Consider the following 15,307-nt stretch of genomic DNA (forward strand, 5'->3'; position numbering starts at 1 on the left):
CGGCACCACCCGTCCGGCAGCCAGGACTTAAAATTGGTCCGATCCGGCACAACCTCCCAACGGGCAGGATTATAAATCTCACTCACTGAATTGCAATGGAGTGTGGATATGGTTATAATTTATTCGTTGGTACGAAATGTTGCACAATCAGCAAGTTAGCGTCATTGTAGTAAATAAAAGAACCTGCCTCACCAGCAGGTTTTTTTATTTCCTGTGATCTGCTTTCCAGATATTTTCCGCTCAAACAACTAATGCGCCAAACATTTATTGCGCGTAAAATATCGTTTATTTTATTAATACATTTCAGGGATGAATATATGTCACCGCAGAATAATCATCTGCAGCGTCCGCCTGCTGCTGTGTTATACGCCGATGAACTGGCAAAATTAAAACAAAATGATAACGCACCTTGCCCGCCCGGTTGGCAGTTAAGTTTGCCCGCGGCCCGTGCTTTTATCCTTGGCGACGAAGCGCAAAATATTAGCCGTAAAGTCGTGATTAGTCCCTCCGCTGTCGAACGTATGTTAGTCACTCTTGCCACCGGACGCGGTTTGATGTTGGTGGGGGAACCGGGTACCGCAAAATCTCTCCTGTCTGAATTACTGGCAACCGCTATTAGCGGCGATGCCAGGTTAACTATTCAGGGCGGCGCATCAACCACCGAAGATCAAATCAAGTACGGCTGGAACTACGCCCTGCTTATCAACCATGGTCCGTCAACGGAAGCGCTGGTCCCAGCCCCGCTTTACCAGGGAATGCGCGACGGCAAAATTGTCCGTTTTGAAGAGATAACGCGTACACCGCTGGAAGTGCAAGACTGTCTGTTAGGTATGCTTTCTGACCGGGTTATGACGGTGCCGGAACTCACCGGTGAAGCCAGTCAGCTCTATGCGCGAGAAGGCTTTAATATTATTGCCACTGCCAATACCCGCGATCGCGGCGTCAATGAGATGAGTGCCGCGCTAAAGCGTCGCTTCGATTTTGAAACTGTCTTTCCGATTATGGATTTCGCCCAGGAGCTGGAACTGGTCGCCAGTGCTTCGGCGCGTTTGCTGGCCCATAGCGGTATTCCGCATAAAGTGCCTGACGCGGTACTGAAGTTACTGGTACGCACCTTCCGCGATCTGCGTGCCAACGGCGAAAAGAAAACGTCAATGGATACACTGACAGCGATTATGTCCACCGCTGAAGCCGTGAACGTGGCCCACGCCGTGGGCGTCCGCGCCTGGTTTTTAGCGAATCGCGCAGGTGAGCCAGCCGATCTGGTGGACTGTATTGCCGGAACCATCGTCAAAGATAACGAAGAAGATCGCGCTCGTCTGCGCCGTTACTTCGAACAGCGTGTCTCCACACATAAAGAAGCTCACTGGCAGGCTTATTATCAAGCCCGCCACCGCCTGCCGTGAGGAAAGATGCATGAGCGAGCCGTTAATTGTCGGCATCCGGCATCATAGTCCGGCCTGCGCCCGGCTGGTGAAATCGTTAATCGAAAGCCAGCGGCCACGATACGTGTTGATTGAAGGCCCGGCTGATTTTAATGACCGGGTAGACGAACTGTTGTTAGCCCACCAGCTTCCGGTAGCTATTTACAGTTATTGCCAGTATCAGGACGGTGCGGCCCCCGGGCGTGGTGCCTGGACGCCATTTGCTGAATTTTCGCCGGAGTGGCAGGCGCTACAAGCCGCACGTCGTATTCAGGCACAAGCTTACTTCATCGATTTGCCTTGCTGGGCGCAGAGTGAAGAAGAGGACGATTCGCCTGATACGCAAGAGGAAAGCCAGACCTTGCTGCTGCGTGCCACCCGCATGGATAACAGCGACACCCTGTGGGATCACTTGTTCGAAGATGAAAGCCAGCAAACTGCATTACCCTCTGCACTGGCGCACTATTTTGCCCAACTGCGGGGCGACTCCCCCGGCGATGCACTCAATCGTCAGCGCGAAGCCTTTATGGCCCGCTGGATTGCATGGGCGATGCAGCAAAATAATGGCGACGTGTTAGTCGTCTGCGGCGGCTGGCACGCTCCTGCACTGGCAAAAATGTGGCGCGAATGTCCGCAGGAAATTAACAAGCCAGAATTGCCCTCACAGGATGAGGCCGTTACAGGTTGCTATCTCACGCCATACAGTGAAAAGCGCCTTGATGTGCTGGCTGGATACCTTTCCGGTATGCCTGCCCCGGTCTGGCAAAACTGGTGCTGGCAGTGGGGCTTGCGGCAGGCGGGAGAACAACTGCTAAAAACGGTTCTTACCCGTTTGCGCCAGCATCACTTGCCTGCTTCAACCGCGGATATGGCTGCCGCTCATCTGCATGCGATGGCACTGGCACAGTTGCGCGGTCATACACTACCGTTACGCACTGACTGGCTGGATGCCATAGCAGGATCGCTGATTAAAGAAGCCCTGAATGCGCCGTTGCCGTGGAGCTATCGCGGCGTTATTCATCCCGATACCGATCCGATTCTGCTAACGTTGATAGACACATTAGCGGGTGACGGATTCGGTAAACTTGCCCCTTCTACGCCACAACCGCCTCTGCCAAAAGATGTCACCTGCGAACTGGAACGTAGCAAAATCACTCTTCCGGCGGAGCTTACCTTAAATCGCTTTAACCCCAATGGACTAGCGCAAAGTCAGGTGTTACATCGGCTGGCAATACTGGAGATCCCAGGGATTGTGCGCCAGCAGGGAAGTACACTGACACTTGCAGGTAACGGTGAAGAACGCTGGAAATTAACTCGCCCGCTTAGCCAACATGCGGCATTGATTGAGGCCGCCTGTTTTGGTGCCACACTCCAGGAAGCCGCACGCAATAAATTAGAAGCCGATATGCTGGAAGCGGGCGGAATCGGCAGTATCACCACATGTCTTAGCCAGGCGGCGTTAGCGGGTCTGGCGTCCTTCAGTCAACAATTACTGGAACAACTCACATTATTAATCGCCCAGGAAAATCAATTTGCCGAAATGGGCCAGGCGCTGGAAGTGCTATATGCCTTATGGCGGCTGGATGAAATTAGCGGTATGCAAGGCGCGCAGATATTACAAACGACGTTATGCGCGGCTATCGATCGCACGCTGTGGCTGTGTGAATCTAACGGAAGACCGGATGAAAAGGAGTTTCACGCTCACCTGCATAGCTGGCAAGCGTTGTGTCATATCCTGCGCGATCTGCATAGCGGTGTGCAGCTCCCCGGCGTTTCTCTTTCTGCGGCGGTGGCCTTACTGGAGCGCCGCAGTCAGGCGGTTCATGCCCCGGCACTGGATCGCGGCGCGGCTCTTGGCGCACTGATGCGTCTGGAACATCCCAACGCCAGTGCCGAAGCGGCGCTGGCGATGCTGACGCAGTTATCCCCGGCACAATCCGGCGAGGCGCTGCACGGTTTGCTGGCGCTGGCCCGCCATCAACTGGCCTGTCAGCCGGCATTTATCGCCGGTTTCAGCAGTCATTTAAATCAACTAAGTGACGCCGATTTTATCAACGCCCTGCCCGATTTACGCGCGGCGATGGCCTGGCTACCGCCACGAGAACGTGGGACGCTGGCGCATCAGGTGCTTGAGCATTATCAACTGGCGCAACTTCCCGTTTCGGCGCTGCAAATGCCGTTGCATTGCCCACCGCAAGCCATTGCACATCATCAACAACTCGAACAGCAGGCACTGGCATCGCTGCAACACTGGGGAGTTTTCCATGTCTGAACTGAACGATCTTCTGACCACCCGTGAGCTACAACGCTGGCGATTGATTCTTGGCGAAGCGGCAGAAACGACGCTTTGTGGACTGGATGACAACGCCCGACAAATAGACCACGCGCTGGAGTGGCTGTACGGGCGCGATCCTGACCGGCTCCAGCGTGGTGAACGTTCCGGTGGATTGGGTAGCTCAAATCTCACCACGCCTGAGTGGATCAACAGTATTCACACGCTGTTTCCGCAACGGGTGATTGAGCGGCTGGAAAGCGATGCCGTGCTGCGCTACGGCATTGAAGATGTGGTGACGAATCTCGACGTGCTGGAACGTATGCAGCCTTCTGAAAGCCTGCTACGCGCCGTTTTGCACACCAAACATCTGATGAATCCTGAAGTGCTGGTTGCCGCCCGCCGGATAGTGCGCCAGGTAGTGGAAGAAATTATGGCGCGACTGGCAAAGGAAGTTCGCCAGGCTTTTTCTGGTGTCCGCGATCGCCGCCGTCGCTCATTTATTCCACTGGCGCGTAATTTCGATTTCAAAAGTACTCTGCGCGCCAACCTGCAACACTGGCACCCGCTACATGGCAAGCTGTATATCGAATCCCCCCGCTTTAACAGCCGTATTAAGCGCCACAGTGAACAATGGCAACTGGTCTTACTGGTTGATCAAAGCGGATCGATGGTCGATTCGGTGATCCACTCTGCGGTGATGGCGGCCTGTTTATGGCAGTTACCCGGCATTCGTACCCATCTGGTGGCGTTTGACACCAGCGTGGTTGATCTCACGGCAGACGTTGCCGATCCGGTAGAGTTATTAATGAAAGTACAGTTGGGCGGCGGGACCAATATCGCCAGTGCCGTAGAGTATGGTCGGCAACTTATTGAACAACCAGCAAAAAGCGTCATTATCCTCGTGAGCGATTTTTATGAAGGGGGTTCATCATCATTGCTGACGCATCAGGTGAAAAAGTGTGTCCAGAGCGGTATCAAAGTGCTGGGACTGGCAGCGCTCGATAGCACAGCAACGCCATGCTATGACCACGATACGGCCCAGGCGCTGGTTAATGTCGGCGCACAAATAGCCGCGATGACGCCGGGCGAGCTGGCATCATGGCTGGCGGAGAATCTTCAGTCATGAATTCACTACGTCCGGAATTATTAGAACTGACACCGCAGGCGCTGACGGCGTTAAGCAATGCCGGTTTTGTGAAGCGCAGTCTTAAGGAACTGGAAAATGGCAACATTCCGGAAATCAGCCATGAGAACGGTGTTTTACTCGCCACGTTCAGTGACGGTGTCCGTACCCAGCTGGCGAACGGTCAGGCACTGAAAGAGGCTCAGTGCACTTGCGGGGCCAGCGGCATGTGCCGTCATCGCGTGATGCTGGTGTTAAGTTATCAACGACTTTGCGCTACCGCCCAGCCCACGGAAAAAGAAGAAGAGTGGGATCCAGCAATCTGGCTGGGAGAGCTGGCAACCCTACCCGATGTCACCCGTAAACGTGCACAAGCTATTGTCGCTAAAGGCATCACCATTGAGTTGTTCTGTGCGCCGGGAGAAATTCCCTCTGCCCGAATGCCGATGAGTGACGTACGTTTTTATTCCCGCAGCAGTATTCGCTTCGCGCGCTGTGATTGCATTGAAGGAACACTTTGCGAACATGTCGTGCTGGCGGTACAGGCCTTTGTCCAGGCCAAAGCGCAGCAAACAGAATTTACCCATTTGATCTGGCAGATGCGCAGCGAGCAAGTTGCCGCGAATGATGACCCATTTGCCAGCAACGAGGGCAACGCGTGCCGTCAATATGTTCAGCAATTAAGCCAGGCATTATGGCTTGGCGGTATCAGCCAGCCGCTCATCCATTACGAGGCAGCATTCAACCGCGCATTGCAGGCGGCAGAGACCTGCAACTGGCGCTGGGTGAGTGAATCGCTACGGCAACTGCGCGCAAGCGTTGATGCCTTCCACGCCCGCGCCAGCCACTACCACGCCGGAGAATGCTTGCGTCAGCTTGCGGCGTTAACCAGTCGCTTGAACAGTGCACAAAAAATGGCACGCCGCGACAGTGTTGGTGAAATTCCTCCCATGCCGTGGCGCACGGTGGTTGGCGCAGGCATTGCCGGAGAAGCAAAGCTTGATCATCTGCGGCTGGTGTCTTTAGGTATGCGTTGCTGGCAGGATAATGAGCAGTATGGTTTACGCATCTGGTTCACCGATCCCGACACCGGCAGTATTTTGCACCTTTCGCGCAGTTGGCCGAGAAGCGAACAGGAAAACTCACCGGCAGCCACACGTCGGCTGTTTAGTTTTCAGGCTGGCGCACTGGCAGGTGGGCAAATTGTTTCACAAGCCGCGCGTCGCAGTGCCGAAGGTGAGCTGCTGTTAGCTACTCGCAACCGCTTAAGTAGCGTTGTCCCACTGTCGCCCGATGCCTGGCAAATGCTGAGTGCACCGTTGCGCCAGCCCGGCATTGTGGCTTTGCGGGAATACTTACGCCAGCGTCCGCCAGTCTGCGTCCGGCCGCTTAATCAGGTGGATAATTTATTTATTCTGCCGGTGGCGGAGTGTATTTCGCTGGGATGGGACAGCAGCCGCCAGACGCTGGATGCGCAGGTGATTAGCGGCGAAGGTGAAAATAATGTGCTGACGTTATCGCTGCCAGCCTCTGCCTGCGCGCCCTTTGCCACTGAACGCATGGCGGCACTTTTACAACAGCAGGATGATCCTGTGTGTCTGGTTTCTGGATTCGTCAGTTTTGTTGAAGGACAGTTAACGCTGGAACCTCGAGTCATGATGACGCAAACCAGAGCCTGGGCGCTGGATGCTGAAACTGCGCCTGTTGCAGCACTACCTTCAGCGTGCGTTCTTCCTGCGCCATCCACCGCTCATCAGTTGCTGATGCGCTGTCAGGCGTTGCTCATTCAATTGCTACACAACGGCTGGCGCTATCAGGAACAGAGCATCATTAGCCAGGCTGAGTTGCTGGCAATAGATTTAACCGCGGCGGGGTTTTATCGGCTGGCGCATGTGTTGAATCAATGGCGTCATACGGAAGGTGAGACACTAATAGAAACATTGAATAGTTGCGTTTTACTTTGCGAACAATTATTACCGTTGCTTGAGTACCTGGAAGGAGAAAATGCTTTTTATTAAGAGTTCTACTCCATTTCCGGACTGCTCAAGCCGTTATATTAGGCATATCCTATAGCGCCCTGGTGAGAGTCACCAGTTTCCTGATTTTGATAAAATGGAGTTTTACATGAAGGCTTTCAACAAGCTGTTTTCCCTCGTAGTTGCATCTGTTCTGGTTTTCTCTCTCGCAGGCTGCGGTGACAAAGAAGAATCTAAGAAATTTAGCGCTAATCTGAACGGTACTGAAATTGCCATTACTTATGTCTACAAAGGCGACAAAGTGATTAAGCAATCTTCAGAAACCAAAATTCAGTTTGCAACCATTGGTGCAACCACCAAAGAAGATGCAGCTAAGAAACTTGAGCCATTAAGCGCCAAATACAAAAACATTCCGGGCGTTGAAGAAAAATTAACCTATACCGATACTTACGCGCAGGAAAATGTAAATATCGATATGGAAAAAGTTGATCTGAAAGCCCTGCAGGGCATTTCCGGTATCAAGATGGGTGATGAAGATACCAGCAAAGGTGTCAGCATGAAGCAGATTGAACTGGTCATGGCTGCTGCTGGTTTTAAAGAAGTGAAATAATTTGTCGGCGGCCATGTTCTTCGCATGGCCGCCATGCCCGTCTTAGCTTTTCTTCACATGCTGGCGCGCTGCCAGTCCACGCAGAAAATAACGCAAGAATTGATCGCCGCATTCACGGAAGTTTTTATGATCCGGTGCACGCATCATCGCAGTAATTTCCGGCATCGAAACACGGAACTGTTGTTCGGTCAGGATCGCCAGAATGTCATCGGTTTTCAGTGAAAACGCAATGCGCAATTTTTTCAGCACGATGTTGTTATTAATGCGACGTTCCGGCTCCAGTGCCGGAGCAGACTCATCCCTGCCGCGTTTTTCGTAAATCAAACCATTCAGGGATGAAGACAAAACAATGTCCGGACAACGCTGAAAACCCTCTTCGTCTTCTTTACGTAGCCAGACGGCGATCTGTTCCGCGGTGGCTTCAACATTAGCCAGCGCCAGGATACGCACCAGGTCATTATTGTTGGCTTTCAAAATGTAGCGCACGCTGCGCAGAATATCGTTACTTAGCATGAGGCCTTCGGGTGTTAATGAGGCAAAAAGCCATTTTAGCAGTCTTTTACAGGCCAATCGCCTCTTTTAAACTTTTCAGATAACGGCGGCTGACAGGGACGGTTAATCCATTACGCAAAATCAACTCAGCCTGACCGTTATCTTCCAGGCGAATCTCCTGTAAATGCGCGAGGTTAACCAGATACTGTCGATGGCAGCGCAGTAGCGGGGTGCGGCTCTCCAGCGTGCGCAAAGTTAATTCTGTGAAGCCCTCTTTCCCTTCCTGGCTGATAACGTAAACACCGCTCATTCGACTACTAACAAACGCCACGTCTTTCATTTGCAGCAAATAAATACGACTATGACCGGTACAAGGGATAAATTTCAGCGCCTGCTGATTTTCCGGTAACAGCGAAACATCCTGCTTGCTGCGCTCCTGTCGCAAACGCACCAGAGTTTTCTCCAGCCGCGCTTCATCAATCGGCTTCAATAGATAATCAAACGCATGTTCTTCAAAGGCTTTTATAGCGTATTCGTCAAACGCAGTGAGAAAAACAATATACGGGCGATGTTCCGGGTCAAGCATGCCAACCATTTCCAGACCGCTGATACGCGGCATCTGGATATCGAGAAACAGCACATCCGGGCGCAGTTTATGCACCGCGCCGATCCCTTCTACGGCGTTTGAACATTCGCCGACAATTTCAATATCACTCTGCTCCTGCAGAAACACACGCAGGTTTTCCCGTGCTAACGGTTCATCATCAACAATTAAGACTTTAATCATGCCTCATCCCTCCATGGCAGTCGTAACGTTATTCGGGTGTAACTATCAGGCTCACAGGCGACGCTTATCCCATAGTCATCGCCAAACCGTTCACGTAAACGCTTATCCACCAGATTCATCCCCAGCCCGCTGGCATTGGTTGCTGGTTGATACAAACCAGCATTGTCTTCGATCTCCAGCATTAAATGTTGCCCATCACGTCGGGCGCTAATTGCCACTCGTCCTGTTTCCAGCAGTTGTGATGTCCCATGTTTGATGGCGTTTTCCACTATTGGTTGCAGGGTAAATGCGGGTAACTGCTGCTGAGATAACGCCTCCGGAATAGAAATGTTGACCTGCAACCGCGACTGGAAACGCGCCTTTTCAATTTGCAGATAAGCATTCACATGTTCAATTTCGTCAGCGAGAGTAACAAACTCCGAAGGCCGCTTTAAGTTTTTGCGGAAAAAAGTGGAAAGATACTGCACCAGCTGACTGGCCTGTTCGCTGTCACGGCGGATCACGGCTTTGATGGTGTTAAGTGCATTAAACAAAAAATGGGGATTGACCTGGGCGTGAAGCAGTTTGATCTCTGACTGGGTGAGCATCGCTTTTTGCCGCTCATACTGCCCGGCGAGGATCTGCGCCGAAAGCAGTTGTGCAATCCCCTCACCCAGCGTGCGGTTGATCGAGCTGAACAGCCGATTTTTAGCTTCATACAATTTGATGGTACCCATCACCCGCTGATTTTCACCACGCAGAGGGATCACCAGCGTTGAGCCTAACTTGCACTGCGGATGCAAAGAGCAACGATAAGGCACTTCGTTGCCATCGGCGTAGACCACTTCTCCGGTTTCAATGGCTTTTAAGGTATAAGCCGAAGAAATCGGTTTACCTGGTAAATGATGGTCGTCACCAATACCAGTAAAGGCCAGCAGTTTCTCGCGATCGGTAATCGCTACCGCGCCAATATCCAGCTCCTGATACAGCACCTGGGCCACCTTCATGCTGTTCACTTCGTTAAAGCCCTGGCGCAAAATGCCTTCCGTCGAGGCCGCAACTTTCAGCGCGGTAGCGGAAAAAGCTGAGGTGTATTTTTCAAACATCGCGCGCTTATCAAGCAAAATGCGCATAAACAGCGCCGCGCCCACGGTGTTGGTTACCATCATCGGCGCAGCGATATTACTCACCAGACGCACCGCATCTTCATAAGGTCGGGCAATCGCCAGGATTATCAGCATTTGCACCATTTCCGCGACGAACGTGACGGCACCAGCGGTAATGGGGTTAAAGACTTTATCGGTACGCCCGCGGCGGATCAGGATGCTATGTACCAGCCCACCGAGCAATCCTTCGACGATCGTCGAGATCATGCAACTCAGCGCAGTCATGCCCCCCATCGAATATCGATGTAGCCCGCCGGTCAGACCAACCAGTCCGCCCACTACCGGACCGCCGAGTAAGCCGCCCATCACCGCGCCAATCGCTCGCGTATTAGCAATCGAGTCGTCGATGTGTAACCCGAACCAGGTGCCCATGATGCAGAAGATGGAAAAGACGATATAGCAGAGAAATTTATGCGGCAGACGAACAGTGACCTGCATTAATGGTATGAATAATGGCGTTTTACTCATCAACCACGCAATGACCAGAAAAACGCACATCTGCTGAAGCAGCAGCAACACCAGATTAAAATCGTACATACCCGCAAACCACACGTCCCTTTAAAACGCGTAACATACATTGCTCGCGTTCAACTTTCTTTGAACTGTTGCAGAAAAATGAAAAATCGTGAGTACGATCACTCAAAACAACCTGGCAAAAACAAAATCATCCTAATCGAGATCAAAAAACGGCCAAAACTACCTGGTTCATAAAAGAACGTCTACAGTTATGCTGGGACCTCGCAAGCAAGGGTGGGACGATGGCGCTTTACACGATTGGTGAAGTGGCGTTGCTTTGTGATATCAACCCTGTCACGTTACGCGCGTGGCAGAGGCGTTATGGGCTGTTAAAACCGCAGCGCACAGACGGCGGTCATCGCCTGTTCAACGATGCCGATATCGACCGGATCCGGGAGATCAAACGCTGGATCGACAACGGTGTGCAGGTCAGCAAAGTTAAAATGCTACTCAGTAATGAGAATGTTGATGTGCAGAACGGCTGGCGCGATCAGCAAGAAACTCTGCTTAGTTACCTGCAAAGTGGCAACCTGCAAAGTCTGCGAATGTGGATCAAAGAGCGTGGTCAGGATTATCCCGCCCAGACGCTCACCACACATCTGTTCATTCCTCTGCGCCGACGGCTTCAGTGCCAACAACCGACTCTCCAGGCACTGCTGGCGATTCTGGACGGCGTACTGATCAACTACATCGCCATTTGCCTGGCTTCGGCACGTAAAAAACAGGGCAAAGATGCGCTGGTGGTTGGCTGGAATATTCAGGATACCACCCGTCTGTGGCTGGAGGGCTGGATTGCCAGTCAACAAGGATGGCGCATTGATGTCCTCGCCCACTCGCTCAATCAACTACGCCCTGAACTGTTTGAAGGCCGTACATTGCTGGTGTGGTGCGGTGAAAATCGAACCTCCGCCCAACAGCAGCAACTCACCAGTTGGCAGGAACAAGGGCATGATATTTTCTCACTCGGCATTTAATGATTCGTTAACAAATGCGCTTTACTGTACAATCCTTTCGTTAACATAAGGAGTGCATTATGCGCATAGCTAAAATTGGGGTTATCACCCTGTTCCTGTTTATGGCGTTAGGCGGTATCGGTGGCGTAATGCTCGCAGGTTATACCTTTATTTTGCGTGCTGGCTAAGCGCCTGCACCAGCCGTTCAAACAGGCGGTCTACGATGATCGCCGCCAGTGCCACCAGTAACGCCCCCTGAATCACATAAGCGGTATTAAATCCGCTAAGCCCGATGATGATGGGCGTACCCAGCGTACTGGCCCCAACCGTTGAGGCGATCGTCGCCGTGCCAATGTTGATAATCACCGAAGTCCGCACGCCCGCCAGAATCACCGGCGCAGCCAGCGGTAACTCGACTTTGCACAGTCGCTGACTACGGCTCATTCCCATGCCTTTGGCAACTTCGGTCACGCTGGCATCAATCGCTCCCAGCCCGGCAAGTGTCGCCTGCAAGATGGGGAGCACGCCGTAAAGGATCAGCGCGATAATCGCCGGTTGCTGGCCAAACCCAATCACCGGAACGGCAATCGCCAGCACCGCGACGGGCGGAAAAGTCTGCCCAACGGCGGCAATAGTTTCCACCATCGGGCGAAATTCCGCGCCCCACGGGCGAGTGACAGCAATTCCAGCACCAGTGCCAATGATCACCGCAAATAAACTCGAAATTCCCACCAGCCAGAAATGAGCCAGTGCCAGAGCTGCAAAACTTTCTTGCTGATAAACGGGCCTCGGCAGTTGCGGAAATAAAGCACCGAACAGCGGCTGGCTGTAAGGCAGCCAGAAGATCAGTGCCACAAACAGAGCAATGAGCCAGAACAGCGGATCGCGCAATATCTTCATTCGATTACGCCTCCACCAGCAGATCCTGAAAATGCAGCGTGCCGCAAGGCTGGCCCTGCGTGTTGACCACCGGCAGCACTTCGCATCCCCGCGCAACAAACAGGGAGAGCGCATCGCGTAGCGTCATCTCTTCTGCCAGCGCCTCACCTTCAGCCCGTTCTTCGCGGCGCACGTAATCCGCTACGCTACGCAATGACAACAGACGCACACCCAGTTCGCTGCGCCCAAAAAACTGGCGGACAAAATCGTTTGCCGGACGAGTCAGCATCGCCAGCGGATTGCCCTGCTGCACCACTTCACCGTGATCCATTAACACCAGATGTTCTGCCAGCCGTAGTGCTTCATCAATATCATGAGTGACCAGCACAATGGTGCGCCCCAGCAAACGGTGAATGCGCGTCATCTCTTGTTGCAACGCGCCGCGCGTTACCGGGTCCAGCGCGCCAAAGGGTTCATCCATCAGTAAGACTTGCGGATCGGCAGCCAACGCGCGCGCCACCCCCACACGTTGCTGTTGACCGCCGGAAAGCTGGTGCGGATAACGCTCACGCAAATTCGGTTCCAGCCCCAGTAACGCCATTAGTTCGTCGATACGATCGTCAATCCGCGCCCGCGACCATTTTTGTAATTGCGGCACGGTGGCGATGTTTTGCGCCACGCTCCAGTGGGGAAACAGGCCAATAGATTGAATGGCATAGCCCATCCGGCGGCGCAACTCCAGTACTGGCAGCGAGCGAATTTCTTCTCCGGCAAAGCGGATCACTCCGCTGTCATGCTCCACCAGGCGGTTAATCATTTTCAGTGTGGTGGATTTGCCGGAGCCAGAGGTGCCAATCAGCACCGAAAAACTCCCTTCCTGAAAATTGAGATTGAGATCGTTAACGGCTTTTTGTGCGCCGAACAGTTTGCTGACATGGCTAAATTCAATCATTACGTTTCACCTTCAGCAGTGCGATAAGCAAATCGAACAGCGCGTCGGTAAGCACCGCCAGAACAATTACCGGGATCACCCCCAGCAACACTAAATCAATGGCACTGCTTAACAGCCCCTGGAAAACCAGCGCACCAAAACCGCCTGCGCCGATTAATGCCGCAATCACCGCCATGCCTACAGTTTGCACCATCACCACCCGCAGGCTGCGCAGAAATACCGGCAGCGCCAGCGGTAACTGAACATGCAGGAATCGCTGCGCCCCGCTCATCCCCATCGCTCTGGCGCTCTCCAGCACATCACGCGGGATCTGATTCAAGCCGACTACCACGCCACGCACCAGAGGCAACAGGGCATAGAGCACCAACGCTATCAGTGCTGGCGTCATGCCTGTTCCTGCCACACCAACCGTACCCAGCCACGGAAAGGCAGTAACCAGCGCGGCAAGCGGCGCAATCAACAGGCCAAAGAGCGCCACCGAAGGCACGGTCTGAATGACATTGAGCAGAGAAAAAATCGCCCCCTGCCGCGCAGTGGAAAAGTAGCACCAGACGCCCAGCGGCACACCAATCACCAGCGCAGGCAGCACCGCACCAAACAGCAACGTCAAATGCTGTGCCAGCGCGTCATCAAACACATCCTGACGGTTGGCGTATTCTTTCATTAGCGAGAGATCGTTAAGCGTGCCGGAGTACAGCAACCACAGCGGAATAATGGCAATCTGCATATGCAACAACCAGCGCCACAGCGGATGCGTGGTGATCCGGCGGATGGCATCGCTACAGGCCAGCAATGCCAGCGCCACAGCCAGCCAGAAACCACTGCCGAGGCTGGTACGCGCCAGCGCACTGCCATTTTGCGCCAGTTGTGTCGCCGCCTTTCCTGCTCCCCACACCAGCAATACGAAGACGAATTGCGCCAGAATGAGTGCAAAAATGCAGCCTTTTTTAGCGGGAATAAAACAGGCGGTCAGCCAGGCGCAACCAACGCCCACCAACATCCAGATCGTTTGCGGCCACAGCTGCCAGAGATGACGCCCTTCACCCGAGACTAAACGATTAGGCGCGTAAGTGATAAACGGCAGCGCCGCTGCGATTGCCGTCAGCAACAGCAGCAGCGCCAGAACAGGATTAATACGTAGATAAGTCACGGGAAATTACTTCGTCCACCCTTTTTGTTTCAGGTAGTCGGCAGCCACTTTTTTGGCATCCAGTCCTTCCACTGCAATGCTGGCATTCAGTTGCTGCAATGTTTTTTCATCGAGGCTGGCGAAGACTGGCTGTAGCCACTGTGCCATTTGCGGATACTCTTTCAGCACCGACTCACGCACCACTGGTGCAGGCGCGTAGATAGGTTGCACGCCTTGCGGATCGCTTAAGGTTTGCAGCCCCAGCGCCGCAACCGGGCCGTCAGTGCCGTAAGCCATCGCCGCATTAACGCCAGAGGTTTGCTGGGCAGCGGCTTTGATCGTCACCGCCGTGTCGCCACCGGCCAGTGACAGCAACTGATCCTGATCGAGTTTAAAGCCATAGGCTTTTTCAAAAGCGGGTAACGCATCGGCGCGTTCGATAAACTCTGCTGAGGCCGCCAGTTTGAAGGTGCCGCCCTCTTTCAGATAACGGCTCAGGTCGGCAAGCGAAGTGAGTTTGTTTTTCTCTGCAACATCCTGACGCACGGCGATGGTCCAGGTGTTATTCGCAGGCGCGGGCGTCAGCCAGATTAACTTGTTTTGCGCTGCATCGAGCTTTTTGACTTTCTCGTAGCCTTGCCCGGCATTTTTCCACGCTGCATCGTTTTCATCTTTAAAGAAGAAAGCGCCATTGCCAGTATATTCCGGATAGATATCCAGTTCGCCGGAAGTAATCGCCCCGCGCACCACAGGAGTGGTTCCCAACTGGACTTTATTGACCGTCGGTACGCCGTGGCTTTCGAGTACCTGTAAGATGATGTTGCCGAGTAGCGCGCCCTCGGTATCGATTTTCGAACCAACTTTAACGGGGGAAGCCGCCTGTAGCGGCAGGCTCACGACTGCCAACATAACCAGTGAACCTGTCCAGACCTTTGAGAGTGGCATGATGCTTTCCTCATTCTTTTACTGTTGTTTTCAGCGAATTAAGAGAAAAGCATAGTTGATAATGACAGGGTTAGCCTGAGCGGAAGGATTCAGTTGCAGAA

General features: G+C 53.2%; 14 protein-coding genes. 7 read left to right on the forward strand and 7 right to left on the reverse strand.

Translation table 11 applies throughout. The features are described 5' to 3' along the window. The first annotated feature begins 317 nt into the window (after positions 1–317). The 5 genes from D9741_RS14310 to D9741_RS14330 all read left to right on the forward strand — a co-directional run bounded on the left by D9741_RS14310 (position 318) and on the right by D9741_RS14330 (position 7,408). Positions 318–1,406, forward strand: a complete 1,089-nt coding sequence (locus D9741_RS14310) for a MoxR family ATPase (RefSeq protein WP_130217170.1) — start codon at positions 318–320, stop codon at positions 1,404–1,406. A 10-nt stretch (positions 1,407–1,416) separates the two neighbouring features. Further along, a complete protein-coding gene (locus D9741_RS14315) occupies positions 1,417–3,696 on the forward strand; it encodes a DUF5682 family protein (protein ID WP_130217168.1) in 2,280 nt (759 codons plus the stop codon). Beyond that, positions 3,689–4,825, forward strand: coding sequence for a VWA domain-containing protein (locus D9741_RS14320; RefSeq protein ID WP_130217166.1), 1,137 nt, complete (start codon positions 3,689–3,691; stop codon positions 4,823–4,825). The genes D9741_RS14315 and D9741_RS14320 overlap by 8 nt, the downstream gene beginning before the upstream one ends. Then, complete coding sequence (locus D9741_RS14325) at positions 4,822–6,840, forward strand: SWIM zinc finger family protein (protein WP_130217164.1); 2,019 nt, start codon at positions 4,822–4,824, stop codon at positions 6,838–6,840. The genes D9741_RS14320 and D9741_RS14325 overlap by 4 nt, the downstream gene beginning before the upstream one ends. Before the next feature lie 106 nt (positions 6,841–6,946). After that, entirely contained in the window at positions 6,947–7,408 is a 462-nt protein-coding gene (locus tag D9741_RS14330) for a YehR family lipoprotein (RefSeq protein WP_130207020.1), read from the forward strand. A gap of 42 nt (positions 7,409–7,450) precedes the next feature. Here D9741_RS14330 and D9741_RS14335 read toward each other — a convergent pair whose 3' ends face one another. The 3 genes from D9741_RS14335 to btsS are packed head-to-tail and all read right to left on the reverse strand — an operon-like array spanning position 7,451 to position 10,369. Beyond that, the gene (locus D9741_RS14335; RefSeq protein WP_130217162.1) at positions 7,451–7,921 is read right to left on the reverse strand and encodes a DUF1456 family protein; all 471 of its coding nucleotides are present in this window, start codon (positions 7,919–7,921) and stop codon (positions 7,451–7,453) included. A 46-nt stretch (positions 7,922–7,967) separates the two neighbouring features. Beyond that, complete coding sequence (gene btsR, locus D9741_RS14340) at positions 7,968–8,687, reverse strand: two-component system response regulator BtsR (protein WP_130207024.1); 720 nt, start codon at positions 8,685–8,687, stop codon at positions 7,968–7,970. After that, on the reverse strand, positions 8,684–10,369 hold the full coding sequence (gene btsS / locus D9741_RS14345; RefSeq protein ID WP_130217160.1) for a two-component regulatory system sensor histidine kinase BtsS: 1,686 nt from the start codon (positions 10,367–10,369) through the stop codon (positions 8,684–8,686). The genes btsR and btsS overlap by 4 nt, the downstream gene beginning before the upstream one ends. A gap of 221 nt (positions 10,370–10,590) precedes the next feature. On the opposite strand from btsS, the gene mlrA reads away from it, so the two are divergent. Beyond that, a complete protein-coding gene (gene mlrA / locus D9741_RS14350) occupies positions 10,591–11,322 on the forward strand; it encodes an HTH-type transcriptional regulator MlrA (protein ID WP_130207028.1) in 732 nt (243 codons plus the stop codon). A 59-nt stretch (positions 11,323–11,381) separates the two neighbouring features. Continuing rightward, positions 11,382–11,489, forward strand: a complete 108-nt coding sequence (locus tag D9741_RS14355; RefSeq protein ID WP_064526871.1) for a protein YohO — start codon at positions 11,382–11,384, stop codon at positions 11,487–11,489. On the opposite strand, the gene yehW is transcribed toward D9741_RS14355, so the two are convergent. Genes yehW through osmF form a run of 4 tightly spaced genes read right to left on the reverse strand, consistent with a single transcriptional unit; the run spans position 11,470 to position 15,206 of the window. Then, positions 11,470–12,201 carry a glycine betaine ABC transporter permease YehW gene (yehW, locus tag D9741_RS14360; RefSeq protein WP_130217158.1) on the reverse strand — a complete coding sequence of 244 codons (732 nt, stop codon included), beginning with the start codon at positions 12,199–12,201 and terminating at the stop codon, positions 11,470–11,472. The two genes, D9741_RS14355 and yehW, sit on opposite strands and share 20 nt — an antisense overlap. Positions 12,202–12,205: 4 nt before the next feature. Further along, positions 12,206–13,132, reverse strand: a complete 927-nt coding sequence (gene yehX / locus D9741_RS14365) for a glycine betaine ABC transporter ATP binding protein YehX (protein WP_130207032.1) — start codon at positions 13,130–13,132, stop codon at positions 12,206–12,208. Further along, positions 13,125–14,282 (reverse strand): glycine betaine ABC transporter permease YehY, encoded by a 1,158-nt coding sequence (yehY, locus tag D9741_RS14370; RefSeq protein ID WP_130217156.1) that lies wholly within the window; start codon positions 14,280–14,282, stop codon positions 13,125–13,127. The genes yehX and yehY overlap by 8 nt, the downstream gene beginning before the upstream one ends. Positions 14,283–14,288: 6 nt before the next feature. After that, on the reverse strand, positions 14,289–15,206 hold the full coding sequence (gene osmF, locus D9741_RS14375; protein ID WP_130217154.1) for a glycine betaine ABC transporter substrate-binding protein OsmF: 918 nt from the start codon (positions 15,204–15,206) through the stop codon (positions 14,289–14,291). Between the last annotated feature and the right edge of the window lie 101 nt (positions 15,207–15,307).

Origin of the sequence: Escherichia sp. E14V7, from assembly GCF_004212225.1 — a bacterium.
GTDB lineage: Bacteria > Pseudomonadota > Gammaproteobacteria > Enterobacterales > Enterobacteriaceae > Escherichia.